Origin of the sequence: Kitasatospora sp. NBC_01560, assembly GCF_045208415.1 — a bacterium.
Classification (GTDB): Bacteria; Actinomycetota; Actinomycetes; order Streptomycetales; family Streptomycetaceae; genus Kitasatospora.
This window is the reverse complement of sequence record NZ_CP109364.1, coordinates 4,920,236-4,945,080: the sequence shown is the minus strand read 5'-3', so window position 1 is coordinate 4,945,080 and position 24,845 is coordinate 4,920,236. Positions and strand designations below refer to the sequence as shown.

Sequence of the window (24,845 nt, the reverse complement as noted above, 5' to 3'; positions counted from 1 at the left end):
GCCGGGGAGGCGGGCCCGCACCGCGCACAGACGGGTTTCCCGCGCCACGCTGGGTCCGTACGCCGAACACCCACGGACGGAAGGCTGGGCCATGCGGAAACTGGTCTACGGCATGAACCTGACCCTGGACGGCTACATCGCCGCGGCCGGCGACGACATCGGCTGGAGCGGACCGCCGAGCGACGAGCTGTTCCGGTGGTGGCTCGACCACGAGCGGGCGAGTGGCCTGTCGCTGTACGGGCGCAAGCTGTGGGAGACGATGAGCTCCTACTGGCCGACCGGCGACCAGCGGCCCGACGCCACCCCGGCGGAGGCCGAGTTCGCGCGGAACTGGCGGGACACGCCGAAGGTGGTGTTCTCCTCGACGATCGACGAGGTCGGCTGGAACGCCCGCCTGGTCACCGGCGACGCGATCGCCGAGATCACCCGGCTCAAGGCCGGGGAGGGCGGCCCGATGACCATCGGCGGCGCGACGCTCGCCGGGGCGGCCATGCGCGCCGGGCTGATCGACGAGTACGTGATCGCCACCCATCCGGTCCTGGTGGGCAGCGGCACGCCGTTCTTCACCGCGCTGGACGGCCGGGTGAGCCTGGACCTGCTGGAGACGCGGACGTTCCCCGGCGGCGTCGTCCTGACCAGGTACGGGACGAGGCGCTGAGCAGCACCCGCGCGCCGGTCCCGCGGCCGATGTCGTGCGCGCCGCCGGCCGCGGGGCCCTGGACCGGCGCCGTCAGTCGCGCGTCATGTCGACGAAGCGCGAGTAGTGGCCCTGGAAGGCCACGGTGATGGTGGCGGTCGGGCCGTTACGGTGCTTGGCCACGATCAGGTCGGCCTCGCCGGCGCGCGGGGACTCCTTCTCGTACGCGTCCTCGCGGTGGAGCAGGATGACCATGTCGGCGTCCTGCTCGATCGAGCCGGACTCACGCAGGTCGGAGACCATCGGCCGCTTGTCGGTCCGCTGCTCGGGGCCACGGTTCAGCTGGGAGAGCGCGATCACCGGGACCTCCAGCTCCTTGGCCAGCAGCTTCAGGTTCCGGGACATGTCCGAGACCTCCTGCTGACGGTTCTCGGCCCGGCGGGAGCCGCCGGACTGCATCAGCTGGAGGTAGTCGATGACGACCAGCTTGATGTCGTTGCGCTGCTTGAGCCGGCGGCACTTGGCGCGGATCTCCATCATCGACAGGTTCGGCGAGTCGTCGATGAACAGCGGCGCCTCGCTGACGTCCGGCATCCGGCGGGCGACCCGCGTCCAGTCGTCGTCCGTCATGTTCCCGGAGCGCATGTGGTGCAGCGCCACCCGGGCCTCGGCGGAGAGCAGACGCATGGCGATCTCGTTGCGGCCCATTTCGAGCGAGAAGATCACGCTCGGCAGCTTGTTCTGGATCGAGCAGGCCCGCGCGAAATCCAGCGCGAGCGTGGAGTTGTGCGTGGGAACCATCGCCCGGGTGGCCAGGTAGAGGTGATCCGGGTTGTCCACCTCGACACAGCGGACCGGGACACTCTCGACCTCGCGGACATCCACGATGTATCGCCGCTCCAGCCTCGCCGTGGCGGGGCGGCGGCGCTCCTCGTGCACGGTCCGCTTCCGCTCCAGGCCGAAGACCTCACCCCTCGGGGTGAACGTGACCACGTAGGTGGTGGAGGTCTCCTCGGAACGCCCCTTGACCGGCTTGGTGCTCATGCCGCATCGGTGGCCGAGACCGACCACGAGCTCACGGAAGTCCTCGGCCAACGCCTTGCTGGTGGCGGCGAACTGCACCGACCCCGTGTTCGTGACGGTTCCGTCGGTGTCCAGGAGTCCCGCCAGGAGGGCGCGGCGCTGGGCCACGGAGGCCCGCAGGTACTGCACGGGGATGTGCTTGTCCCCCAGGACACCCATGGTCCGCAGGACCACGAGGAGGCTGCCGTGGCTCCTGCTGCAGGGGGCGCAGCGGGGTTCGGAGAAGGCCGAGGAGCAGGGGTTGCCGCACTCCACGCACGTGGGCACGGGGACCGGGGCCGAGACGAAGCGGGCCTTGCCACCACACGACTGCCCACAGGTCCGCACCTGGGCGAGCTTGGCCACGAAGGTCTTCCCGCAGACGACGCAGGACCGCTCCGGGGACACCGGCTGTGCCACCGCGAACCTCAGGGCGTGGGTCAGCGATTCACCCACCCGGCGGACCTCGAAGCCGTCGTCCTCGATGCGACGGACGATCTCGGGGTCCGCCGACGTGATCCGCGCGGCGTCGCTGTGGCCGTCCCCCAGCCAGGCGCCCAGCGTGTACGGCGGGACGGGCAGCTCACGGTCCGGAAGGTCGAGGGCCGCGGTGTTCCGCACCGAGTGGTTCGCGCGCGCGTCGGCGGTCTCGCAGCGGAGGGTCTCGACGATCTCCTTGGTCGTCCTGACCGAGGCCGCGGCACCGACCCCGCCGGCGGACCTGCGCGAGGCCCTGGTCTCGGTCAGCCACTGGTGATCCGCATCGGCGATCACGGAGGTGCCGTCGTCGAACAGGACCTCGAAGCACGGCCGGTCCGTCATCACCTCCGTGGCGGCCACGACGCGGGTCGGCCTTCCGGAGGCGTCGAGCAGGAGGTCGCCCGTCCGGACCTCCCCCATGGTGGTCCAGCCGCCCGGGGTGGGCAGCGGGGTGTCGAGCGCCAGGGCCTTGCCCATGGCCGGGCGGGCCGCGATGACGATCATCTGGCCGGGGTGCAGGCCGTTGGTCAGCTGGTCGAAGTCGGCGAAGCCGGTGGGGACGCCGGACATCTGGCCGTTGCGGGAACCGATCGCCTCGATCTCGTCGAGGGCCCCCTCCATGATGTCGGCGAGCGGGGCGTAGTCCTCGTTGGTCCGCTGCTCGGTGACGGCGTAGATCTCCGCCTGGGCCGCGTTGACGATCTCGTCCACGTCGCCCTCGGCGGCGTAGCCCATGCCGGCGATCCGGGTGCCGGCCTCGACCAGGCGGCGCAGGACGGCGCGCTCGTGGACGATCTCGGCGTAGTACTCGGCGTTGGCGGCGGTCGGGACGGAGTTGACCAGGGTGTGCAGGTAGCCCGGTCCGCCGACCCGGGTGAGCTCGCCGCGCTTGGTGAGCTCACCGGCGACGGTGATCGGGTCGGCCGGCTCGCCGCGGGCGTAGAGGTCGAGGATCGCCCCGTGGATCAGCTCGTGGGCGGGGCGGTAGTAGTCGGCCGGCTTGAGCACCTCGACGACGTCGGCGATGGCGTCCTTGGAGAGCAGCATGCCGCCGAGGACGGACTGCTCGGCGGCGAGGTCCTGGGGCGGGACCCGCTCGAAGCCGTCGGCGCCCCCGGAGCGCTCGTCCTCGTCCCGACCGCCCTGGCCCCCCTGGCCGCGCTTGCCGTCGCGCTGGAACCCCCCGGAGCCCTTGCCGCCCTTCTGGAAGCCGCCGCCCTGGGACCCGCCCTGGGACCCACCGCCCGAGCCCTGCCCACCGCGGCCGCGCGAGACCGGCAGCCGGTCCCCCGGACCGTCCGGGAACGGCGCGTCGGCGAAGGCACCGGCCGGGAACGGGTCGTCGGCCGGCCAGTCCTCCTCCGGCGGCGGGGCGTCGTGGTCGTCGTACTGGGGGCCGGTCACGCGTGTTCCCCGATCAGCGAGTGGTGCGAGTTGGAGCGGGCCTTGCCGGTGGCCTGGCCGAGCGGAGCCGCGCTGCTCATACCGGGCCACCGCATTTCTACGCCACCGCACCGACAAATCGGGCGTCGCGGCGGATGGGAGTGTCGGACGGAGGGCCCACGCTAAGGCGCCGGACGCCCTTCAGCCAAGGCGGTTATCCACAGGGGGTGTGGATGACGGGGCCCCGACTGTGGAGAACTGCCGCAATCCTGTGGACGCCCCTGTGGAAAGCCCTGTGGATAACCAGACCATCGATCCACCGTCAACCTACTGACCTGGGATTACCTCTCCGTGGGGCTGTGCATGAGAAATTCTTCACACACAGCCGAGTGGCCGTGGACACAGACCGCGGCACGGCTGTCGCTCACGATTGCGAGTAATACCCCTAACCCACTGGCAGCCATTACCTGTGGATGAGTAGCCTTGACCCCATGACCGCCCCCTCCACCGCCCGCCGCCGGCACGACCGGGAGATCCTCGCCCTCGCCGTCCCGGCCTTCGGCGCCCTGGTCGCCGAGCCGCTGTTCCTGATGGCCGACTCGGCCATCGTGGGCCACCTCGGCACGCCGCAACTGGCCGGCGTCGGCGTCGCCTCGGCCGCCCTCACCACCGCCACCGGGGTCTTCGTCTTCCTCGCCTACGCCACCACGGCCGCGGTCGCCCGCCGGATCGGTGCCGGCGACCGCCGGGCCGCCGTCCAGCAGGGCCTCGACGGCATCTGGCTGGCCCTGGCGCTCTCCACCGGCGTGGTCGCCCTGACCCTGCTGCTGGCCCCCTGGGCGGCCGACGTCCTGGGCGCCTCGGCCACCGCCGCGCCGTACGCCGTGACGTACCTGCGGATCAGCGCGCTGGGCATCCCGGCGATGCTGATGGTGATGGCCGCCACCGGCGTGCTGCGCGGCCTCCAGGACACCCGCACGCCGCTGGTGGTGGCCGTCGCCGGCTTCGCCGCCAACCTCGGGCTGAACGTCGGCCTGGTGTACGGCGCCGGGCTCGGCGTGGCCGGCTCGGCCTGGGGCACCGTGCTCGCGCAGACCGGGATGGCCGCCGCCTACCTGGTCGTGGTGGTGCGCGGGGCCCGCCGCGAGCGCGCCTCGCTCCGGCCCGACCCGGCCGGCATCCGGGCCTGCGCGAAGGCCGGCGGCCCGCTGATGGTCCGCACCCTGAGCCTGCGGGCGATCCTGATGATCGCCACCGCGGTGGCCGCCGGGCTGGGCGACGACGAAATAGCCGCGCACCAGATCGCGATGACCGTCTTCCTGTTCATCGCCTTCGCCCTGGACGCCGTCGCGATCGCCGGACAGGCCATCATCGGCCGGTACCTGGGCGCCGAGGACGTACCCGGCGCCCGGGCGGCGACCCGGCGGATGATCGAGTGGGGGGTCGGCGCCGGCCTGGTGCTCGGCCTGCTGGTGGTGCTGGCCCGGCCGCTGTACGTACCGCTGTTCACCCCGGACCCGACGGTCCGGGCCCAGCTCGACACCGTCCTGCTGCTGCTCGCGCTCTGCCAGCCGGTCGCCGGCCTGGTGTTCGTGCTGGACGGCGTGCTGATGGGCGCCGGCGACGGGCCGTTCCTGGCCTGGGCGATGGTCGGCACGCTGGCCGTGTTCGCCCCGGTGGCCCTGGCCGTGCCGGCGAGCGGCACCGGGCTCGCCGGGCTCTGGTGGGCGATGAACCTGTTCATGCTGGTCCGCGGGGGCTTCCTGGCCCTGCGGGCCCGCGGCGGCCGCTGGCTGGTGACGGGAGCCGTCCGGGCCTGAGCCGGACGCCCCCCGGCTCCCGGCTCCCGGCCGGGGGGCGTCCACCGGCCGGCCGCGGCCCCGAAACGACCGAGGGCCGGCCTCCCCGAGTGGGGAGACCGGCCCTCGGGCCACTGCTACGGAGCTCAGGCAGCGACGACGGCGACGTCGAGGTTGGCCTGGACGTCGGCGTGCAGCTTGACCGAGACCTTGTGGGTGCCCACGGTCTTGATCGGCGAGCCGATCGCGACGGCGCGCTTGTCCACGGCCGGGCCGCCGGCGGCCTTGATGGCCTCCACGACGTCGGCCTGGGTGACCGAGCCGAACAGGCGGCCGGCCTCGCCGGAACGAACGGCCAGCTTGACCTGGACGCCCTCCAGCTTGCCCTTGACCTCGTTGGCGGCCTCAAGGGTCTGGATCTCGTGGATCTTGCGGGCGCGACGGATGGCGTCGACGTCCTTCTGGCCACCCTTGGTCCAGCGGATGGCGAAGCCACGCGGGACCAGGAAGTTGCGGGCGTAGCCGTCCTTGACCTCGACGACCTCGCCGGCAGAGCCGAGACCCGGCACCTCGTGAGTGAGGATGATCTTCATTATTCGGTCACCCTCTCTTAGCGCGCGGTGCTGGTGTAGGGCAGCAGCGCCATCTCACGGCTGTTCTTCACGGCCGTGGCGACGTCGCGCTGGTGCTGGGTGCAGTTGCCGGTGACCCGGCGGGCACGGATCTTGCCACGGTCGGAGATGAACTTCCGCAGCAGGTTCGTGTCCTTGTAGTCAACGTAGTTGACCTTGTCCTTGCAGAAGACGCAAACCTTCTTCTTCGGCTTGCGAGCAGGCGGCTTCGCCATTGTGCGCTCCATTTGGGGTTCACGGCCCGGCAGGCGTCTCGCGACGCCGGCCGCCGGGCCGCACGAAATCTGTCAGCTCTTAGAACGGGGGCTCTTCCGTGAAGCCGCCACCGGACGGGGCGCCCCAGCTGCCGCCACCCTGGTTTCCACCAGAGGGAGCGCTGGAGGCCCAGGGGTCGTCGGACGGGCCGGACTGGCCGCCGGAGTTTCCACTCCAGCCGCCGCCCTGCTGACCGCCACCGCCGCCCCAGTTACCACCCTGGCCGCCGCCGCCCTGCTGGCCGCCGCCGAAGCTGCCGCCGCCGGGAGCACCGGACCGGTTGGCCCGGGTGACCTTCGCGGTCGCCGAACGCAGGCTCGGGCCCACCTCGTCGACCTCGACCTCGAAGACCGTCCGCTTCTCGCCTTCCTTGGTCTCGTAAGACCGCTGGCGCAGTCGGCCCTGCACGATGACGCGCATGCCGCGCTGCAGCGACTCGGCCACGTTCTCCGCCGGCTGACGCCAGACGTTGCACGTGAGGAAGAGGCTCTCGCCGTCCTTCCACTCGTTCGTCTGACGGTCGAAGGTGCGGGGAGTGGACGCGATGCGGAACTTCGCGACCGCCGCACCCGACGGGGTGAAGCGCAGCTCGGGGTCGTCGACGAGATTGCCGACGAGGGTGATGACGGTCTCGCCTGCCATGGTGGTGATGACCTCTCCGGAAGAGTTCCGTTCACCGCTGTTTCACGTGAAACAGCGGACGCGAGCCACCCGAGACCCGAAGGTCTCAGCGGTGACTCAGTGGGTGTCCGGGCGCAGGACCTTGGTCCGCAGAACCGACTCGCTCAGGCCAAGCTGGCGGTCGAGCTCCTTGACGACCTCAGGCGTGGCCTTGAGGTCGATGACCGAGTAGATGCCCTCGGACTGCTTGTTGATCTCGTAAGCCAGACGACGACGGCCCCAGGTGTCGATCTTCTCCACCTTGCCGCCGCCGTTGCGGACGACGGTGAGGAAGTTCTCGATCAGGGGGGCGACAGCGCGCTCCTCGACCGAGGGGTCGAGGATGACCATCAGCTCGTAGTGACGCATGAGTAACCCACCTCCTTTGGACTCAGCGGCCACGGTCTCTCCGTGGCAGGAGGGTTGTGCAGCGTCGGCACCGGAGTAGTGACGACACCGGCCACCGTAGTGGTCGGGTCCGACACTCGGGCCCCGCCGGCCCGGAAGAGGGCACAAGGGGGCACAACTACACCAGTGCAGATGGCACAGCCTACCTGCACTCGGACGGCCGAACAAAACGCATAGGGGTTGTGATCCACGACCCAACCGCCGCAATCTGGACGGAACGGGTTTCCTGCTCGTTCGTCTCCCCGCCAGGAGGTGGGATTCATGGCCCAGTCCATCCACCGGCTCCCCGCCCTCACCCTGAACACCGACGGCCACCGGCACCCCCGCGAGAACGCGCTGGTCGGCATCACCGTCGTGCTGGGCCTGCTGGCCTTCACGACCTCGTTCTTCCACAACCTCCATCTGCTGAGCTCGTGGAGCGGGCTCCTCGGCATCGTCACCGGTCTCTGGGGACAGTTCATCTCCGTCACCACGGCCGAGCGGTTCGTCATGGTGATCGCACTCGGCGCCTCGGCGTTCGGCTTCTACCTCGGCATCGCCCGCGGCGGGCTCTGGGGCTGACCCCCCCGGCCCGTCCGGCACCGGAGCTGACGGAAGGCCCCGCCGGTCGCCCCGGCAGCCCCGTCAGGAACCCTCGGCGCCCCCGCCGCGTACCTACCTCCAGGAGACGGGTACGCGACGGGGGCGCTGCCGTGCCCGCGGCCGACCGGGCCCCGGGCGATAAAGTCACCCCGAGAACCTGGGGCCCACCGAGCCCGACCGACGAGGAGCACCGAGCATGAGCCTGCGCCTGAGGACGATCACCCGCGAGGAGCACCTCGCCTTCATCAGGAGCCGCGCCTCGGCGAGCCACATGCAGGTGCCGTCCTGGGGTGATGTGAAGGCCGAGTGGCGTTCGGAGTCGATCGGCTGGATCGACGACTCGAACCAGATCGTCGGCGCCGGCCTGGTGCTCTACCGGCAGCTGCCGAAGCTCAAGCGCTACCTGGCCTACCTGCCCGAGGGCCCGGTGATCGACTGGTTCGACCGCGACCTCGACCGCTGGCTGTCCCCGATGCTGGCGCACCTGAAGTCGCAGGGCGCCTTCTCGGTGAAGATGGGCCCGCCGGTGGTGATCCGGCGCTGGAACGCGCCGACCATCAAGGAGGCGATCGCCGCCAAGCAGGCCAAGCGCCTGCGCGACATCGAGGCCGACTGGTACGAGCCGCGCGCCTTCGAGGTGGCCGACCGGCTGCGCAAGGCCGGCTGGCTGCAGGGCGAGGACGGCGGCGCCGGCTTCGGCGACGTCCAGCCGCGCTACGTCTTCCAGGTGCCGCTGGCCAACCGCTCGCTGGACGACATCCAGAAGGGCTTCAACCAGCTCTGGCGCCGCAACATCAAGAAGGCCGAGAAGAGCGGCGTCGAGGTGGTCCAGGGCGGCTACGACGAGCTGCCGATCTTCCACCAGCTGTACCTGGTGACCGCCGAGCGCGACCGGTTCACCCCGCGCCCGCTGGCGTACTTCCAGCGGATGTGGAAGGCGCTCACCGCCGAGGACCCGAACCGCATGCGGCTCTACATCGCCTACCACGAGGGCGAGCCGCTGGCCGCGACCACGATGCTGGTGGTCGGCGAGCACGTCTGGTACTCCTACGGCGCCTCGGCCAACCACAAGCGCGAGGTCAAGCCGTCCAACGCGATCCAGTGGCGGATGATGCGCGACTCGTACGCGCTCGGCGGCGGGGTCTACGACCTGCGCGGCATCTCCGACACGCTGGACGAGAACGACCACCTGTTCGGCCTGATCCAGTTCAAGGTCGGCACCGGCGGCCAGGCCGCCGAGTACCTCGGCGAGTGGGACTTCCCGCTCAACAAGCTGCTGCACAAGGCACTCGACCTCTACATGTCGCGCCGCTGAGCCGCCCGCCGAGCCGCCCGCCCCGCCGTGACCGACACCCCCTGGAGATGACCCGATGACGCTGTCGCTCTACCTCGACACCGAACGCTGGCGCACCCACCAGCGCTCCGTGCTGGCCGAGTTCCCCGGCCTGGTGCCGGTGGCGAAGGGCAACGGCTACGGCCTGGGCAACCACCGGCTCGCCGAGGAGGCGACCCTGCTCGGCACCGGCATGCTGGCGGTCGGCACCGCCTACGAGGCCGCCGACGCGGCCGACTGGTACGGCGGCGAGCTGCTGGTGCTCACCCCGTACCGGGTCGGCGAGGAGGTCCTGCCGCTGCCGCACGCCCGGGTGATCCGGACGGTGGCGAACCTCGACGGGCTGCGCGCGCTGCGCGGCGCCCGGGTCGTCCTGGAGTGCATGACCACCATGCGCCGGCACGGCGTCTCGGCCGCCGACCTGACGACGGTCGCCGCCGAGCTGGACGGCATCTCCTTCGAGGGCCTGGCCCTGCACCTGCCGATGGACCGGCCGGACGGCTCCAGCCCGGTCGAGGAGGTCGCCCACTGGGTGGACACCGCCCGGGCCGCCGGGGTGCCGGTGCACACCGTGTTCGTCAGTCACCTCGGTGCGGCGGGCATGGAGCAGCTGGCCCAGCGCTACCCGGAGACCGTCTTCCGGGCCCGGATCGGCACCCGGCTCTGGCTCGGCGACCACGGCGCGCTGGAGGTCCGGGCGACGGTGCTGGACGTCACCCCGGTGGCCAAGGGCGACCGCTACGGCTACCGCCAGCACCCGGCGCCCACCGACGGCCACCTGCTGGTGGTCGCCGGTGGCACCGCGCACGGCATCGGCCTGGAGGCGCCCAAGTACGTGCAGGGCATGTCCTCGCGGGCCAAGGGGATCGCCCGGGCCGGCCTGGCGACGGTCAACAAGACCAAGTCGCCGTTCAACTGGGCCGGCAAGCAGCTCTGGTTCGCCGAGCCGCCGCACATGCAGGTCTCGCTGCTCCTGCTGGACAACGAGACCAAGCCGCCGGTGGTCGGCGACGAGCTGACCCTCCAGGTCCGGCACACCACCACCCACTTCGACCGGGTGGTGGACCGCTAGCCGCCGCTACGGCCTGGTGCTCCCGGCCGGTTCCGGCGCGTGCGGCTCGTCGAGCCACTGCTCCGGGCCGGCCGGCGCGTATCCGGCGTAGGTCGCCTCCTCGCGCAGCCGACGGGCGGTGCCGAGCACGAAGACGTCCGGGGCCCGGTCGAGCACCCCTCCGGACGGGTCGTCGCTGCCGTCCCAGCGCACCGGGTCGCGCTCCGGGAGGAGGATGTCCCGGACCACCAGGGCGACCAGGTAGAGCGTGCCGAGCAGGTGCAGCGCGATCGCGAAGTCGTACCAGGAATCGCCGATCCCGTGCTGCTTGGGCCCGGTGACGAAGCCCAGGTGCGACCAGATGCCCAGGGTGTAGAGCACCTCGCAGGCCTGCCAGACCAGGAAGTCCCGCCAGCGCGGCCGGGCCAGCACCGCGAGCGGGATCAGCCAGAGCACGTACTGCGGCGAGTACACCTTGTTGACCAGGACGAACGCGGCCACCACCAGGAAGGCCAGCTGGGCGACCCGCGGCCGGCGGGGCGCCGCGAGGGCGAGCCAGCCGATCCCCGCGCAGCTGAGCACCATCAGCGCCGCGATGAGGACGTCGAGGTTGTCCAGCGCCACGCCACGGGTCTGCATGAGGATCAGCCAGAACGAGCCGTAGTCCTCCTTGCGGTGCTTGCTGAACACGTAGAAGGTCGACCAGCCCTGCCAGTTGGCCACCATGATCGGCAGGTTGACCAGCAGCCAGGCACCGACCGCGCCGCCCAGCACCGTCCGGAACTCGCGCCACTTCCCGGCCCGCCAGCCGAGCAGCAGCAGCGGGCCGAGCAGCAGCAGCGGGTAGAGCTTGGCGGCGGTGGCCAGGCCGATGAAGACGCCGGCCCAGAACGGCCGCGAGCCGGCCCACCAGGCCATCGCGACGGCGGCCAGGGCCACCGCCAGCAGGTCCCAGTTGACGGTGGAGTTGAGCAGCAGGCCGGGGGCGAGCGCGAACAGCAGGGCGTCCCAGGGGCGGCGCCGGTGCGTCCGGGAGACGGCCACCACGGCGACCACCGCGCAGGCCATCAGGAGGCCCGCGTTGATCGCCCAGAACCACTGCTCCTGGCTCTGGGTGGTGCCGCCGCCGGGCGTCAGCCAGGCCGCGACCTGCATGAAGAGGCCGGTCAGCACGGGGTATTCCAGGTACTGGAGATCGCCGGTGCTGCCCGGGATCCGGTCCACGTACGGGTGCAGTCCGGCCGAGAAGCCGCGCCCCGAGAACAGGTGCGGGATGTCGCTGTAACAGGCGTGGATGTACTGCGGCGACCCCGGCTGGAACCAGGCCTCGTTGTAGCAGGGCAGCTTCTGCGCCATGCCCAGCGCCGAGACCAGGATGACCACCAGGGCCAGGAAGCGCGCCGGGATCCACCAGGAGACGCCCAGCAGGGCGCGCCGGCCGGGCGGGCCGCCGATCACCTCACTGCCGGCCGCCGCGACCGGGTCCTCGTCCGCCGGGACGACCACGGTGTTGGCCGGGGGCGCGGGCGCGGCCACCACGGCGGCGGGTGCCTCCGGGGCCGGTCCGGAGGCCTCTACGGGCCCGATCCGGCCGGCGGATTCGTCACGAGCGCTCGACGTCATGCCGGACATCCTGCCGCACCCGTCCGTGCTGGACGAGGAGGCCCCCTGGGCGGCTTTCGGCCCGGTCCGGCCAATCGTGACGAAACGGCGGTGGCGGCCCTCCGAGGAGGACCGCCACCGCCGTTCACGCGCTCGCACCGGGGCGCCGGGTCAGGGCACCCGGGTCAGGGCACCCGGGTCAGGGCACCCGGGTCAGGGCGCCGCCTGTGCTCCGCCGGTCGGCGAGGGCGAGGTGCCCGGCCTGGTCGGCTTGCCGGTCGGGCTGACCGGATCGGTGGCCGTCGAGCTCGGCGTCGGCTGGGAGGACCCGCACAGGGCGGGGATCAGGCAGGTGGGAGAGGAGCCGCCACCGCCGCCACCGGTCGGGTGGGGCTTGGTCGGCGGCGGCGTGGTGGGCACCGTGCCCGGGCAGTCCACTCCGGGCACGCAGGCCGGGCCCTGGGTCTGGGTCGGGACCGGCTGCTGCGGAACGCCCGGGTCCGGGGCGGTGGTGGCCATCGTCTCGGTCGCCGTGGGCGTGGGCGTCGCGGTCGCCGTGCTCGGTGCGCCGGACGAGTCGACCTGGCTGCCGACCGGCTGCGGGGTCGGGAAGTCCATCTTCTTCTCGTTGGCCAGCGCCGCCTTCATGTACCGGGTGAAGACGTCGGTCGGGGTGTCACCACCGTGCACCGAGTCCTTGCCGCCGGTGCCGTTGAGCGAGAGCCGCTCGTGCTTGGCCGGGTCCTCGCGCCACATCGCGACGCTGGTGGACAGCTGCGGGGTGTAGCCGACCCACCAGGCCGACTTGTTCTGGTCGGTGGTACCGGTCTTGCCGGCCACCGGGCGGCCCAGCGCGTTGCTCTTGGAGCCGGTACCGTTCTTCGCCACGTTCACCAGCACGTCGGTGACGTTGTCGGCGACGGCGGGCTCCAGCGCCTGCTTCGGCTCCACCTTGGCGAAGGCCGGGCGGGCCGCGCCCTTCCACTCGACCTTGGTCACCGAGTACGGGTCGGCCTGCTTGCCGCTGGCCGCGAGGGTCGCGTAGGCGTCGGCCATCCGGATCGGGCTGATGGTCGAGGTGCCGAGCGCGAAGGTCGGGGTCTTCGGGTCGGCGAAGCTCTCCTTGCGGACGCCCATCTGCTCGGCGATGTTGGCCACGTTCTGGCCGCCGACGTCCTGGTTCAGCTGGACGAAGGGCACGTTGTACGACCACTGCATGGCCGACCGCAGCGAGACGTAGCCGCGCTTGCCGCTGTCCTCGTTCTTCTGCCGGTAGGGCTTGCCGTCGTCGCCGATCACCAGCGAGCCGTCGGGCTTGCGGATCTCGGACATGTCGTCGGAGAGGTAGCGGCTGTCCGCGTTGATCCGCTTGGGCTTGCCGCTGTCGTCCTTCTGGGTCTGGACGCCCACCTGCATCGCGGTGGCGAGCACGAAGGGCTTGAAGGTCGAGCCGACCTGGACGCCCTGGGCGTCGGCGTTGTTGTCGAAGTGCTGGTTCTCCACGCCGTCACCGCCGTAGATCGCCACCAGCGCGCCGTCGCCGGGCCTGATGCTGGCCGCGCCGAACTGCACCCAGTTGTCCTTGTCGGGGCGCTTCTGCACGTTGAGCGTCTCGGCCTTGACGTCGTCCACGGCCTTCTTGAGGGCCTCGACCTTGTCCTTCTCGAAGGTCGTGTAGATCTTGAAGCCGCCCTTGTCCAGCGCCTGGAGGCTGAGCGAGGGGTCCTTGGAGACGACGTACTTGTTGGCGACGTCGACCAGGTAGCTGATCTGGCCGTTCATGTTGGATGCCGGGACGGGCTTGATCGGCTCGGGGAAGGCCGTGCACTTGGCAGCCTCCTCCGCGGTGGTGTTCTTGGTCTCCACCATCCGCTGGAGGATCCACTTCCAGCGGCCCTCGGCGCGCTCCTGGTTGCCCTTGATGCTCGGGTCGTAGAGCCCCGCGCCCTTGAGCAGACCGGCCAGCATCGCGCTCTGGCAGAGGTTCAGGTCCTTCGCGTCGACGCCGTAGTACGCCTGCGCGGCGGCCTGGGCGCCGGTGCCCCGGCCGAACCAGCTGGTGTTCAGGTAGCCCTTCAGGATGTCCTCCTTGGTGGAGTCCTGATTGAGCTTCAGCGTGATGAAGAACTCCTTCACCTTGCGGTCCAGGGTCTGCTCCTGGCTCAGGTAGGCGTTCTTCACGTACTGCTGGGTGATCGTCGAGGCGCCCTGCGTCTGACCGCCCTTGGCCATGTTGTAGACCGCGCGCAGCATGCCCATCGGGTCGACGCCGCTGTCCGTGCGGAAGGTCTCGTTCTCCGCCGCGATGACCGCGTTCTGCAGGTTGGGGTTGATGTCCTTGAGCTCGATGATCTGACGGTTGGTCTCGCCCTTGCGGGTCATCTCCGTGCCGTCGGCCCAGTAGTAGATGTTGTTCTGCTCGTTCACCAGATCCTTCAACGGCGGGATCGTGGTGGTCTCGTAGAGGTAGAACACGCCGCCGACGCAGGCCGCGAAGAGGATGAGGAACGAGCTCAGCCAGAGCCGCCAGGACGGCACCCAGCGACGGAAGCCCTGCTTGCCGAAGCGCGGGTAGTCGATGAACCGCTTCTTGCCGGGCTTGCCGCCCGGGGCGGCTCCGCCCGGGGCGTCGCCGCGTCGGCCGCCGCCCTTCTGGCCGGCCTTGCGCAGCTCGGCGCGGGTCATCCGGGGTTGCTGAGCGGTCTCCCGGTTGCCCGGGAGGCGCCGTCGCCGGATGCCGTCCGAGCTGAGCTCGTCGCCTCCGCTTCCGCTCGGCAGGCCGTCGTCACCGGGGGGCTGCCCACCGCCGTTGGCCGACCTGCGCCGTCGTTCGCTCATGTTCCAGCTACTCCTCGCCAGGCGGTCGAGCCTGAAGGCAGGGTTCACGTCCGATGCCCGTAACCGCCCTAACCCCGGAGGTGGTCCTCGTGCACACGCGACAGCGTACGCAGCCCTGAAATGCAACTAATCGGGCATCAGGTACCAATGCCCGCAAAAGGGCAGCAGATCATTACACGCCCGTTGCCAAGCACACCCGCGCGTCGCCTTGTGATCACATTCACGCGTGCCCCCCTTGCTCGACCGGGGGCCCCGGTTTACTGTTCTCGATATATCGAGCCGATACATCGGCACGGCATACTGCCGGAGACGGCAGGCCGTGGACCTGGTCGCGAGGAAGGAGGACGACAGCAGTGAGCAGGCGCTCAGGAGTGCTGGAGTTCGCCGTTCTCGGCCTGCTCCACGATGCCCCGATGCACGGGTACGAGCTGCGCAAGCGGCTCAACGTCCTGCTCGGCTCGTTCCGCGCGTTCTCCTACGGAACGCTCTACCCCTGCCTGAAGAGCCTGGTGGCCCAGGGTTTCCTGGTCGAGGACAACCCGGACGTCGAGTACGTCCCGGCCACCGCGCTCAACGGCAAGCGGTCCAAGATCGTCTACCGGCTCTCCCCGGAGGGCAAGGAGCGCTTCGAGGAGCTGCTCGCCGACTCCGGCCCCGACGCCTGGGAGGACGAGCACTTCGGCGTCCACTTCGCGTTCTTCGGCCAGACCGACCGGGCCGTGCGCATGCGCGTCCTGGAGGGGCGCCGCAGCCGGCTGGAGGAGCGCCTGGAGCGGATGCGCAACTCGCTCGCCAGAGCACGCGAGCGGTTCGACGACTACACCGTCGAACTGCAGCGGCACGGCCTGGAGTCGGTCGAGCGCGAGGTCCGGTGGCTCAACGAGCTGATCGAGACCGAGCGGGCCAACCGCACCGGCCGCACCGGCCCGGCCGCCGGCGGACCGGGCACCGCAGTACCCGAAAAGACTTCGGACGGCCGTGGCCAGGAGGCCGGATCCCCGGATCCGCCCGGGCCACCGTACGACCGCCCGGGGCGCTCCGCCCAGGAGCGCTGACACCGCGTCAGCCCTGTGCCACGCGGCAGGAGTGGGCGCCTCGCGCGCCCGTCAAAGCAGTCATCGAAAATGCAGGACGAGTACCGCCCACCCCGGCGGTGCTCATGAGATCACAGGGAGCAACCGGAATGGGTTCGGTTCGCGTAGCCATCGTGGGCGTGGGCAACTGCGCCGCGTCGCTGGTGCAGGGTGTCGAGTACTACAAGGACGCCGACCCGGCCGGCAAGGTCCCCGGCCTGATGCACGTCCAGTTCGGTGAGTACCACGTCCGTGACGTGGAGTTCGTCGCCGCCTTCGACGTCGACGCCAAGAAGGTCGGCTTCGACCTGGCCGACGCCATCGGCAGCAGCGAGAACAACACCATCAAGATCTGCGACGTGCCGCCGACCGGCGTCACCGTCCAGCGCGGTCACACCCTCGACGGCCTCGGTAAGTACTACCGGGAGACCATCGAGGAGTCCGACGAGACCCCGGTCGACGTCGTCCAGATCCTCAAGGACCAGCAGGTCGACGTGCTCGTCTGCTACCTGCCCGTCGGTTCCGAGAGCGCGGCGAAGTTCTACGCCCAGTGCGCCATCGACGCCAAGGTCGCCTTCGTGAACGCCCTCCCGGTGTTCATCGCCGGCACCAAGGAGTGGGCCGACAAGTTCACCGAGGCCGGCGTGCCGATCGTCGGTGACGACATCAAGTCCCAGGTCGGCGCGACCATCACGCACCGCGTGATGGCGAAGCTGTTCGAGGACCGCGGTGTCATCCTCGAGCGCACCATGCAGCTGAACGTCGGCGGCAACATGGACTTCAAGAACATGCTCGAGCGCGAGCGCCTGGAGTCCAAGAAGATCTCCAAGACGCAGGCCGTCACCTCGCAGATCCGTGACCGCGAGCTGGGCGCCAAGAACGTCCACATCGGTCCCTCGGACTACGTGGCCTGGCTGGACGACCGCAAGTGGGCCTACGTCCGCCTGGAGGGTCGTGCGTTCGGCGACGTCCCGCTGAACCTCGAGTACAAGCTCGAGGTCTGGGACTCCCCGAACTCGGCCGGTGTCATCATCGACGCCGTGCGCGCCGCGAAGATCGCCAAGGACCGCGGCATCGGCGGCCCGATCCTCTCCGCGTCCTCGTACTTCATGAAGTCCCCGCCGGTCCAGTACTTCGACGACGAGGCCCGCGAGAACGTCGAGAAGTTCATCAGCGGCGAGGTCGAGCGCTGAGCGCAGCGAAGTCCGCGACTGTCGGGCGCTGAGCGCTGAGCGCAGCGAAGTCCGCGACTGTCGGGCACTGAGCGCTGAGCATTGAGCGCTGAGCGCCGGGGCACTGAACACCAGGCACTGGGCGTCCGACGCTCCGGGCCGACGGTGCACGCGCCTTGTAGGCTCTGAACGGGTCCATGGTCTCCGACCGTGGGCCCGTTCACCGTTTCCCGGCGAATGTTTCACGTGAAACACAGGCCGGTTCCATGGCAGTCTGGGCGGGTGGCGATCACGGAGAACGGCAGCACCCACCAGACCGCGCACCGCGCCACGCTCGCCGACCTGCTCCATGGGCGGGACTTCCGCCACCTGCTGACCGCCCGGGTGCTCTCCCAGCTGTCCGACGGCGTCTTCCAGGTCTCGCTCGCCGCCTACGTGGTCTTCTCCCCGGAGAAGCAGTCCTCCCCCGCCGACATCGCCTCGGTGCTGGCCGTGATGCTGCTGCCGTTCTCGGTGATCGGCCCGTTCGCCGGCGTCCTGCTGGACCGCTGGCGCCGCCGCCAGGTGCTCTTCTTCGGCAACCTGGCCCGGTTCGGGCTCGGCCTGGTCACCGGGGGGCTGCTCCTCGCCGAGGCGCCGACCTGGCTCTTCTTCGCCTCCGCACTGCTGGTCACCGCGCTCAACCGGTTCATCCTGGCCGGGCTCTCCGCCGCCCTGCCCCGGGTGGTGGATCAGCGCCAGCTGGTCACCGCCAACGCGCTCTCCCCCACCCTGGGGACGGTCGCGGCGGCCACCGGCGGCCTGCTGGGCTTCCTGCTGCACCAGGTGATGACGCCCGGGCCACGGGCCGACGCCGCGCTGGTCACCGTCGCCGCGCTGCTCTACCTCTCGGCGGCGCTGGCCGCCCGGCAGATGCACCGGGACCTGCTCGGCCCCGAGCACCGACCGGACCGCCCCGCGCTCGGCCGGGCCCTCGTGCTGGCCGCCCAGGACCTCGGCTCGGCCGTCACCCACCTGGTCCGGGACTGCCGTCCGGCCGTCCACGCGCTGGCCGCCGTCACCGCCGCGCGGTTCTGCTACGGCGTGCTGATCGTCATGGTGGTGATGCTCGCCCGCTACACCTTCAACGACCCGGCCGACAGCGCGGGCGGGCTGGCCACCCTGGGGAAGGCGGTCGGCCTCTCCGCGGCCGGGTTCTTCCTGGCGGCGCTGATCAGCCCGTGGTGCACCCGGCGGCTGGGGCTGGCCGGCTGGATGACGCTCTGCCTGGCGGCGCCGGTCGCCTTCGTGCCCGCGCTCGGCCTGGGCTTCTCGCTGGTGCCGTGCCTGATCGCGGCGCTGCTGCTCGGGGTGGTCACCCAGGGCACCAAGATCTGTGCCGACACCGTGGTCCAGGAGTCCGTCGAGGACGACTACCGCGGCCGGGTCTTCGCCATCTACGACGTGCTGTTCAACGTCGCCTTCGTGGCCGCCGCCCTGGTGACCGCACTGGTGCTGCCGCTCTCCGGCCGCTCGGTCGCCGTGGTCGGCGGTGTCGCCCTGGTGTACGCGCTGGCCGCCGTCCTCTACCTGCGGGCGGCCCGGCGGACCGGCCCGCTCCCCGGCGACCAGGCGCTCTGACCCCCCGCGCCCCCTCCGCTCCGGCGACGTCCTGGGGAGTCGCTAAGGTACGTCAGATCTGTCGGAGCGACAGCACTCTTTGTTCGGGGGACAACCTGATGAGCACACCGCACAGTCCTTACGGGCCGCCGCCGCAGTACGGCTATCCGCAGGCACCCCCGGGACACCCCGGGCCGCCGCCGGCCCCGCAGGCGTACGGTGCGCCGCCCCCGCCGTACGGTGCTCCGCAGCCGGCCCCCGGCGGTTACGGTCAGCCCCCGGCGTACGGCTACCCGGCCGCGCCGGCGCCCGGCCAACCCGCGCCGGGCTACGGGCAGCAGCCGCCGTACGGGCAGCAGGCACCGTACGGGCAGCAGCCGCCGTACGGCCAGCAGCCCCCGTACGGACAGCAGCCGACGGCACCGCTGCCCGCCGGCCCGCCGAAGCGCAGCGGCAAGGCCAAGCTGAAGATCGTCGGCGGTGTGCTCGGCGGCGGCGCCCTGATCGTCGGCTACTTCGTCGCCGGACCGAGCGTCAGCAGCGCCAAGGCCGGCGACTGCGTCCGGGCCGCCGGCTCGCGCGACGTCGAGATCGTCAAGTGCACCGACGCCAAGGCGAACTACAAGGTACTGGCCGCCTACTCGGGCACCACCGACACCGCCCGCTGCAAGCAGACCACCGGGACCACCAGCACGGTCTCGGGCAAGAGCGGCCGCCGCTGGAACAAGAAGCGGTACGTCCTCTGCCTCGGCCCGCTGGCGCCCGCGGTGCCGCCGGCCAAGAAGTCCTGACCCGTTCCACCGCAATCCGACCTTCCCCGGGGGATCCCTTGTCCGTTCCGCCTCCCCAGATGCCGTACGGTGCGCCACCGCCGGCCGACAGCACCAACCCCTACGCCACCGGCAACCCGTACGGCGGCGCGCCGGCGGCCCCGCCCGGCTACGGCTACCCGGCCGCCCCGCCGCCGGCCGCACCGGGCTACGGCGTGCCACCGCAGGCCGCCCCGCCCGGCTACGGCTACCCGCAGCAGGCCGGCTACGCCCAGCAGGCACCGCACGGCGGACCGGTCTGCCGGTTCTGCGGCGGGTTCCCGGCCGTGGACACCACCGTCCGCGGGCACCAGGGCATCATCATCATCATGCGGTTCCTGAAGCAGCCGGGACCGTTCTGCCGCACCTGCGGCACCGCGACGGTCCGCGACATGTCGGCCCGCACGATGGTCCAGGGCTGGTGGAGCTACCTGGGCTCGATCTTCACGCTGGCCACCCTGCTGCGGAACCTCGCCGCGCACAACAAGATCAAGCAGCTGCCGCCGCCGGCGCCCGGCACCCACGGACCGCAGCTCGACCCCGGCGTCCCGCTGACCAAGCGGCCGCACATGCTGATGCTGCTGCTGCCGGTCTTCTCGATCATCACGACGGTGATCCTGATCGCCACCGGCGCCCTGCTCACCGCCACCGACCGGAACGAGCCGTACCACCCGCTGGTGCTGCCCACGCCGTCGGCGATCACCATGCCCCCGATGCCGTCGTTCTCGCTGCCGCCGATCCCGGACATCACCACCCCGGGCGCGGCGAAGCCCTCCGCCCCGGCCGGGGCGAGCACCGTGCCGAGCGACATCGACCGGGCCAAGGTCGGCGACTGCCTGCGCAACGAGAACGGCACCTCCGCCACCCATGACCCCAACCCGCGGATCACCATGCTGCCCTGCAGCGACTCACGGGCCCAGTACAAGGTGCTCCGCAAGGTGCTCGCCACCAGTGACGACAAGACGTGCGACAGCGTGCCCGAGTCGGACAGCAGCTACACCCGGTCGGCCTCCACCGCCGCCCTGAGCTACGTGCTCTGCCTCAAGGGGATCAACGGCTGACGGCCCCGCGCAGCGACGCGGAAGGGGTGGCCCCGGGCTCCGGGACCACCCCTTCCGGCGCGTCCGCGCCGGTACCGCCGCCGCTCAGCCCTGCTGCGCGGCCCACCAGGCACGGAGGGCGGCGACCGCCTCGTCGTGCTCCAGCGGGCCGTGCTCCAGGCGCAGCTCCAGCATGTGCTTGTACGCCTTGCCGACCGCCGGTCCCGGCTTCAGCTCCAGCAGCTGCATGATCTGGTTGCCGTCCAGCGCCGGGCGCACGGCGTCCAGCTCCTCCTTCGCCTTCAGCTCGTCGATCCGCTGCTCCAGGCCGTCGTAGGTGCGGGAGAGCGCGGCCGCCTTCTTCCGGTTCCGGGTGGTGCAGTCGGAGCGGGTCAGCTTGTGCAGGCGCTCCAGCAGCGGCCCGGCGTCGGTGACGTAGCGGCGCACCGCCGAGTCGGTCCACTCGCCGCCGCCGTAGCCGTGGAAGCGCAGGTGCAGCTCGACCAGGCGCGAGACGTCCTCGGTGAGCTCCTTGGAGTACTTCAGCTCGCGCATCCGCTTGCGGGTCATCTTGGCGCCGACCACCTCGTGGTGGTGGAACGACACCCGGCCGTCCGACTCGAAGCGGCGGGTGCGCGGCTTGCCGATGTCGTGCAGCAGCGCCGCCAGCCGCAGGGCCAGGTCCGGGCCGTCCTGCTCCAGGTCGACGGCCTGCTCCAGGACGGTCAGCGAGTGCTCGTAGACGTCCTTGTGCCGGTGGTGCTCGTCGCTCTCCAGCCGCAGGGCCGGCAGCTCGGGCAGCACGTGGTCGGCCAGCCCGGTGTCGACCAGCAGCCGCAGGCCCTTCACCGGGTGGTCGGAGAGCAGCAGCTTGTTGAGCTCGGCCTGGACGCGCTCGGCCGAGACGATGGTGATCCGCTCGGCCATCGCCGTCATCGCCGCGACCACCCCGGGGGCCGGGTCGAAGTCCAGCTGGGCGGCGAAGCGGGCGGCCCGCATCATCCGCAGCGGGTCGTCGGAGAAGGACTCCTCGGGGGTGGCGGGGGTGCGCAGCACCCGGGCCTCCAGGTCCTCCAGCCCGCGGTGCGGGTCGACGAAGCCGCGGCCGGGCAGGTCGACGGCCATCGCGTTGACGGTGAAGTCGCGTCGGACGAGGTCCTGCTCGATGGTGTCGCCGTAGGTGACCTCGGGCTTGCGGGACGTCCGGTCGTAGGCCTCGGAGCGGTAGGTGGTGATCTCGATCAGGAAGGACCCGTCCGGGGTGTCCTTGCGGGCGCCCACGGTACCGAAGGCGATGCCGACGTCCCAGACCGCGTCCGCCCAGCCCTTGACCAGCTTGAGGACCTGCTGCGGACGGGCGTCGGTGGTGAAGTCCAGGTCGTTGCCCAGGCGGCCCAGCAGTGCGTCCCGGACCGAGCCGCCGACCAGCGCGAGCCGGTGACCGGCCGCCTGGAAGCGGGCGGCGATCTCGTCGGCGACCGGGGACACCCGCAGCAGCTCCTGCAGCCCGAGGGTCTGCGCCTCGCTCAGGCCTGGGACGACCTGGGTCGCGGTGCTGGAATGATGGACGCCGGACGTGTGGGACTCATTGGCAGTGGACACGGCTCACAAGGGTACGTGCCCGGGCGGGCCCGCCGCCCGCGCCTTTTCCGGCGCTCACCCCAAGGCCCGCAACACTGCACCCCCCGCTGCATCGTTACCATGCCGGTGGAGCGAGTGCCGGGCACCGACGGGGGCCCGCGGTGCCGCGTGCCTGCACGGCCTGCCGGACACGGCCGGTCGCAGTCTTCACCGCTGGTCCCCACGGCCGGTCCGCCGGCGGGCGGGGGATCAGCAGCATCCCAGCAGCAAGCAGCGAGCAATCGAGAACGGCGAGGGCGAAGCGCGTGGTCGAGCCGGCACGGCACTCGGGCCTGGAGGCGTACGGACCCCCTGGGCGTACCCCGGAACGCACCGCCGAGGGCATGCCCGAACGGGCCCGGCCCGGCCGCGCCGGGCGCGCCGCACGGCGGTTCGCGGCCGGGCTGGGCGCCGTCCTGGCCCTGCTGCCCGCGCTGCCGGCCGCGGCGCTGCCCGCCGGCGGGGCCGTCCCGGGCGCCGGCTCCGGAGCCTCCGCCGAGTACCCGGTGGTGCTGACCATCGACACGGTGAACAAACCGGTGGCCGTCCAGAACGGCACGGTGACGATCTCCGGCCAGATCACCAACGGCGGCAGGTCGGTGCTGAAGTCCGCCCACGCGGCGGTGCGCAAGCCGGCGCTGGGCAAGCCGCTGACCAACCGCAGCGACCTGGCCTCGGTGGTCACCCGGACCGGCCCGACCGGCTCGGACGGCATCGACCTGGAGAGCCCGCAGTACGCGCTGAACGAGCTGGGCCCGGGCCAGAGCCAGCCCTACACCCTCAGCGTCGCGGTGAGCGACCTCCAGCTGTCCTCCGAGGGCGTCTACGAGCTGGCGGTCGACGTCTGGGGCTCGACGGCGGACAACCAGCACGACCGCGCGCTGGGGATCGCCCGGACCTTCCTGCCGTACAGCACGTCGTCGACCGAGGCGCAGCCGTCCAAGGTCACCACCCTGTGGCCGCTGGTGCACGCGCCGGTGCTGGCCGCGCAGACCATGTCGGACAACGACCAGACCGTCCCGGTGCTGCGCGACGACAGCCTGGCCACCGAGTTCGCGCCGGGCGGCCGGCTCTACGAGCTGGTCGAGACCGGCTCCTCGCTGACCGGCCTGACCTGGGTGATCGACCCGGACCTGCTGGACACCGCGTTCGCGATGACCAAGCAGTACCGGGTGCAGAAGCCCGGCACCGGGACCAAGAACGACAACAAGAAGAAGAAGGTCGCGGCGAAGGAGGAGAACACCGTCGCGGGCAACGGCTCCGCCGCCGCCTCGGCCTGGCTGGAGAAGCTGCGGGCCGCGGTGGCCCGGAACGGCAGCCAGGTCGTCGCGCTCCCCTACGCCGACCCGGACCTCGCCTCGATCGCGCACAACGCCGCCGAGGCCGACGGCGTGGACGCCGCGCTCGGCAAGGCGGCCACCGCGGGCCGGCTGACCGTCGAGGGCCGGCTGGCCGTGGACACCCGCTCCGACGTGGCCTGGCCGTACCAGGGCTACCTGGACCAGCAGGTCGCGGGCCTGACGCAGCGGGTCGGCGACCGGCTGGTGCTGGTGAACGGCGCGAGCCTGCCCGAGCCGGACGCCCTGAAGTACACGCCGACCGCCGCCCGGCCGATCGGCGACGGGCAGACCGCCGTGGTGGCCGACGAGGAGGTCTCGGCCCTGTTCGCGGGGGACCTGGGCACGCCGCAGGCACAGACCCTCGCGGTGCAGCGCTTCCTCGCCGAGACCTACGTGATCTCCCGGCAGGAGCCGCAGAACCCGCGCGGCCTGCTGGTGATGCCGCCGCGCGAGCTGAGCGCCACCACCGCCAAGGTGCTGGCCACCGCCCTGCAGGCGGCGCAGGCCGGCAAGTGGGTGGAGCCGGTCAAGCTGGACGTGCTCGCCCAGGGCCCGGCCGACCCGAAGGCCAACGGCGGCGTCCCCGCGGCCACCGACTACCCGGCCCAGGTGCGCTCCTCCGAGCTGCCGTCCTCGGCCCTGACCGACACCTTCGCCATCCAGGAGGACCTGGACCTGCTGATGCGGGTGCTCACCCTGCCGCAGCGGGTGCGCGGCCCGTTCAGCGCGGCGATGCTGCGCTCGATGTCGACCTCCTGGCGCTCCGAGCCGCCGGCCGGCTCGCTCTACCGGGCCGGGGTGAAGGACTACCTCACCGAACTGCGGGACGCGGTGAACGTCCCCAAGAAGACGTCGATCACCTTCGCCGGCGACACCGGCGTGCTCCAGGTCAGCGTCCGCAACGACCTCACCCAGCCGGTCACCAACCTCAAGCTGGTGCTGACCCCGAGCCAGGCCAACCGGCTGCAGATCCGCCCGGCGGAGGAGCTGGTGCTGCCCGCCTCGCAGAGCGTCACGCTGCGGTTCCCCGCCCAGGCGCACAACAACGGCCCGGTGTCGGTGACCGCCCGGCTCTACACCACCGGCCCGGACTCCCGGCCGTACGGCGAGCCGCAGACCTTCAACGTCGAGGTCACCTCGGTGACCAACGGGGTGCTCTACGTCTTCGGCGGCGGCCTGGTGCTGCTCCTGCTCGCGGCGCTGCGCTTCGTCCGCCAGCGCAAGCGGCGGGTGGCCAACGGCGACGAGGGCGACGCACCGCTGGCCGACGGGCCGCAGGACGGGCCCGGCGCGCCGGGCCCCGCCACGGACCGGGCCCCGGACGGGGAGACCGGCCCGGCCGGGCGCCCCGACCCGGCCGGGGACGCCGCAGTCGACGACGGCGAGGACGCCGGCCCCGGGCAGACACCGCGCGGCAGCACCCGAGATGGCCGGGATCGGACCACCAGTGATGAGAAGGTTGGTCCTTGA

General features: G+C 71.5%; 19 protein-coding genes. 11 read left to right on the top strand and 8 right to left on the bottom strand.

Translation table 11 applies throughout. The features are described from left to right. Nucleotides 1–91: 91 nt before the first annotated feature. Entirely contained in the window at nucleotides 92–658 is a 567-nt protein-coding gene (locus OH807_RS21580; RefSeq protein ID WP_406201353.1) for a dihydrofolate reductase family protein, read from the top strand. 72 nt (nucleotides 659–730) lie between these two features. Here OH807_RS21580 and dnaB read toward each other — a convergent pair whose 3' ends face one another. Further along, nucleotides 731–3,583, bottom strand: coding sequence for a replicative DNA helicase (gene dnaB / locus OH807_RS21575; RefSeq protein ID WP_406201350.1), 2,853 nt, complete (start codon nucleotides 3,581–3,583; stop codon nucleotides 731–733). Between the two features lie 470 nt (nucleotides 3,584–4,053). Here dnaB and OH807_RS21570 point away from each other — a divergent pair, with 470 nt between their 5' ends. Then, entirely contained in the window at nucleotides 4,054–5,382 is a 1,329-nt protein-coding gene (locus tag OH807_RS21570) for an MATE family efflux transporter (protein WP_406201347.1), read from the top strand. Nucleotides 5,383–5,507: 125 nt separating this feature from the next. Here the strand turns inward: OH807_RS21570 and rplI are convergent, their stop codons facing one another. From rplI to rpsF, 4 genes are all read right to left on the bottom strand, one after another. Beyond that, nucleotides 5,508–5,954 carry a 50S ribosomal protein L9 gene (rplI, locus tag OH807_RS21565; RefSeq protein WP_406201344.1) on the bottom strand — a complete coding sequence of 149 codons (447 nt, stop codon included), beginning with the start codon at nucleotides 5,952–5,954 and terminating at the stop codon, nucleotides 5,508–5,510. 17 nt (nucleotides 5,955–5,971) lie between these two features. Next, the gene (gene rpsR / locus OH807_RS21560; protein WP_030304537.1) at nucleotides 5,972–6,208 is read right to left on the bottom strand and encodes a 30S ribosomal protein S18; all 237 of its coding nucleotides are present in this window, start codon (nucleotides 6,206–6,208) and stop codon (nucleotides 5,972–5,974) included. A 79-nt stretch (nucleotides 6,209–6,287) separates the two neighbouring features. Then, on the bottom strand, nucleotides 6,288–6,890 hold the full coding sequence (locus OH807_RS21555; protein ID WP_406201341.1) for a single-stranded DNA-binding protein: 603 nt from the start codon (nucleotides 6,888–6,890) through the stop codon (nucleotides 6,288–6,290). 96 nt (nucleotides 6,891–6,986) lie between these two features. Then, nucleotides 6,987–7,277 (bottom strand): 30S ribosomal protein S6, encoded by a 291-nt coding sequence (rpsF, locus tag OH807_RS21550; protein WP_406201339.1) that lies wholly within the window; start codon nucleotides 7,275–7,277, stop codon nucleotides 6,987–6,989. A 300-nt stretch (nucleotides 7,278–7,577) separates the two neighbouring features. Between rpsF and OH807_RS21545 the strand changes: the two genes are divergently transcribed. The 3 genes from OH807_RS21545 (at nucleotide 7,578) to OH807_RS21535 (ending at nucleotide 10,303) form a co-directional block, all read left to right on the top strand. Then, on the top strand, nucleotides 7,578–7,877 hold the full coding sequence (locus OH807_RS21545; protein ID WP_406201336.1) for a hypothetical protein: 300 nt from the start codon (nucleotides 7,578–7,580) through the stop codon (nucleotides 7,875–7,877). Between the two features lie 217 nt (nucleotides 7,878–8,094). Next, a complete protein-coding gene (locus tag OH807_RS21540; RefSeq protein ID WP_406201333.1) occupies nucleotides 8,095–9,213 on the top strand; it encodes a lipid II:glycine glycyltransferase FemX in 1,119 nt (372 codons plus the stop codon). A 55-nt stretch (nucleotides 9,214–9,268) separates the two neighbouring features. Next, nucleotides 9,269–10,303 (top strand): alanine racemase, encoded by a 1,035-nt coding sequence (locus tag OH807_RS21535; protein WP_406201331.1) that lies wholly within the window; start codon nucleotides 9,269–9,271, stop codon nucleotides 10,301–10,303. A gap of 6 nt (nucleotides 10,304–10,309) precedes the next feature. Here OH807_RS21535 and OH807_RS21530 read toward each other — a convergent pair whose 3' ends face one another. Then, nucleotides 10,310–11,905 carry a glycosyltransferase family 87 protein gene (locus tag OH807_RS21530; RefSeq protein WP_406201328.1) on the bottom strand — a complete coding sequence of 532 codons (1,596 nt, stop codon included), beginning with the start codon at nucleotides 11,903–11,905 and terminating at the stop codon, nucleotides 10,310–10,312. 192 nt (nucleotides 11,906–12,097) lie between these two features. Beyond that, entirely contained in the window at nucleotides 12,098–14,722 is a 2,625-nt protein-coding gene (locus OH807_RS21525; protein ID WP_406201325.1) for a transglycosylase domain-containing protein, read from the bottom strand. Between the two features lie 353 nt (nucleotides 14,723–15,075). On the opposite strand from OH807_RS21525, the gene OH807_RS21520 reads away from it, so the two are divergent. The 5 genes from OH807_RS21520 to OH807_RS21500 all read left to right on the top strand — a co-directional run bounded on the left by OH807_RS21520 (nucleotide 15,076) and on the right by OH807_RS21500 (nucleotide 20,436). After that, nucleotides 15,076–15,777, top strand: coding sequence for a PadR family transcriptional regulator (locus tag OH807_RS21520; RefSeq protein WP_406201322.1), 702 nt, complete (start codon nucleotides 15,076–15,078; stop codon nucleotides 15,775–15,777). Nucleotides 15,778–15,905: 128 nt separating this feature from the next. Continuing rightward, complete coding sequence (locus tag OH807_RS21515; RefSeq protein WP_406201320.1) at nucleotides 15,906–16,988, top strand: inositol-3-phosphate synthase; 1,083 nt, start codon at nucleotides 15,906–15,908, stop codon at nucleotides 16,986–16,988. Between the two features lie 261 nt (nucleotides 16,989–17,249). Further along, nucleotides 17,250–18,587, top strand: a complete 1,338-nt coding sequence (locus OH807_RS21510) for an MFS transporter (protein ID WP_406201317.1) — start codon at nucleotides 17,250–17,252, stop codon at nucleotides 18,585–18,587. A 98-nt stretch (nucleotides 18,588–18,685) separates the two neighbouring features. Further along, on the top strand, nucleotides 18,686–19,357 hold the full coding sequence (locus OH807_RS21505) for a hypothetical protein (protein ID WP_406201314.1): 672 nt from the start codon (nucleotides 18,686–18,688) through the stop codon (nucleotides 19,355–19,357). A gap of 59 nt (nucleotides 19,358–19,416) precedes the next feature. Further along, a complete protein-coding gene (locus OH807_RS21500) occupies nucleotides 19,417–20,436 on the top strand; it encodes a hypothetical protein (protein WP_406201312.1) in 1,020 nt (339 codons plus the stop codon). 84 nt (nucleotides 20,437–20,520) lie between these two features. Here the strand turns inward: OH807_RS21500 and OH807_RS21495 are convergent, their stop codons facing one another. Next, nucleotides 20,521–21,945 (bottom strand): CCA tRNA nucleotidyltransferase, encoded by a 1,425-nt coding sequence (locus tag OH807_RS21495; RefSeq protein ID WP_406211102.1) that lies wholly within the window; start codon nucleotides 21,943–21,945, stop codon nucleotides 20,521–20,523. A gap of 356 nt (nucleotides 21,946–22,301) precedes the next feature. Between OH807_RS21495 and OH807_RS21490 the strand changes: the two genes are divergently transcribed. Further along, the gene (locus OH807_RS21490) at nucleotides 22,302–24,845 is read left to right on the top strand and encodes a DUF6049 family protein (protein ID WP_406201309.1); all 2,544 of its coding nucleotides are present in this window, start codon (nucleotides 22,302–22,304) and stop codon (nucleotides 24,843–24,845) included.

What these genes read in the sequence shown, in the direction of transcription:
- OH807_RS21580 (WP_406201353.1), top strand. Translation starts at nt 92, where the DNA reads ATGCGGAAACTGGTCTACGGCATGAACCTGACCCTGGACGGCTACATC.
- OH807_RS21535 (WP_406201331.1), top strand. Translation starts at nt 9,269, where the DNA reads ATGACGCTGTCGCTCTACCTCGACACCGAACGCTGGCGCACCCACCAG.
- OH807_RS21555 (WP_406201341.1), bottom strand. Translation starts at nt 6,890, where the DNA reads ATGGCAGGCGAGACCGTCATCACCCTCGTCGGCAATCTCGTCGACGAC.
- rplI (WP_406201344.1), bottom strand. Translation starts at nt 5,954, where the DNA reads ATGAAGATCATCCTCACTCACGAGGTGCCGGGTCTCGGCTCTGCCGGC.
- OH807_RS21545 (WP_406201336.1), top strand. Translation starts at nt 7,578, where the DNA reads ATGGCCCAGTCCATCCACCGGCTCCCCGCCCTCACCCTGAACACCGAC.
- OH807_RS21515 (WP_406201320.1), top strand. Translation starts at nt 15,906, where the DNA reads ATGGGTTCGGTTCGCGTAGCCATCGTGGGCGTGGGCAACTGCGCCGCG.
- OH807_RS21505 (WP_406201314.1), top strand. Translation starts at nt 18,686, where the DNA reads ATGAGCACACCGCACAGTCCTTACGGGCCGCCGCCGCAGTACGGCTAT.
- OH807_RS21570 (WP_406201347.1), top strand. Translation starts at nt 4,054, where the DNA reads ATGACCGCCCCCTCCACCGCCCGCCGCCGGCACGACCGGGAGATCCTC.
- OH807_RS21500 (WP_406201312.1), top strand. Translation starts at nt 19,417, where the DNA reads ATGCCGTACGGTGCGCCACCGCCGGCCGACAGCACCAACCCCTACGCC.
- rpsR (WP_030304537.1), bottom strand. Translation starts at nt 6,208, where the DNA reads ATGGCGAAGCCGCCTGCTCGCAAGCCGAAGAAGAAGGTTTGCGTCTTC.
- OH807_RS21530 (WP_406201328.1), bottom strand. Translation starts at nt 11,905, where the DNA reads ATGACGTCGAGCGCTCGTGACGAATCCGCCGGCCGGATCGGGCCCGTA.
- OH807_RS21525 (WP_406201325.1), bottom strand. Translation starts at nt 14,722, where the DNA reads ATGAGCGAACGACGGCGCAGGTCGGCCAACGGCGGTGGGCAGCCCCCC.
- rpsF (WP_406201339.1), bottom strand. Translation starts at nt 7,277, where the DNA reads ATGCGTCACTACGAGCTGATGGTCATCCTCGACCCCTCGGTCGAGGAG.
- OH807_RS21540 (WP_406201333.1), top strand. Translation starts at nt 8,095, where the DNA reads ATGAGCCTGCGCCTGAGGACGATCACCCGCGAGGAGCACCTCGCCTTC.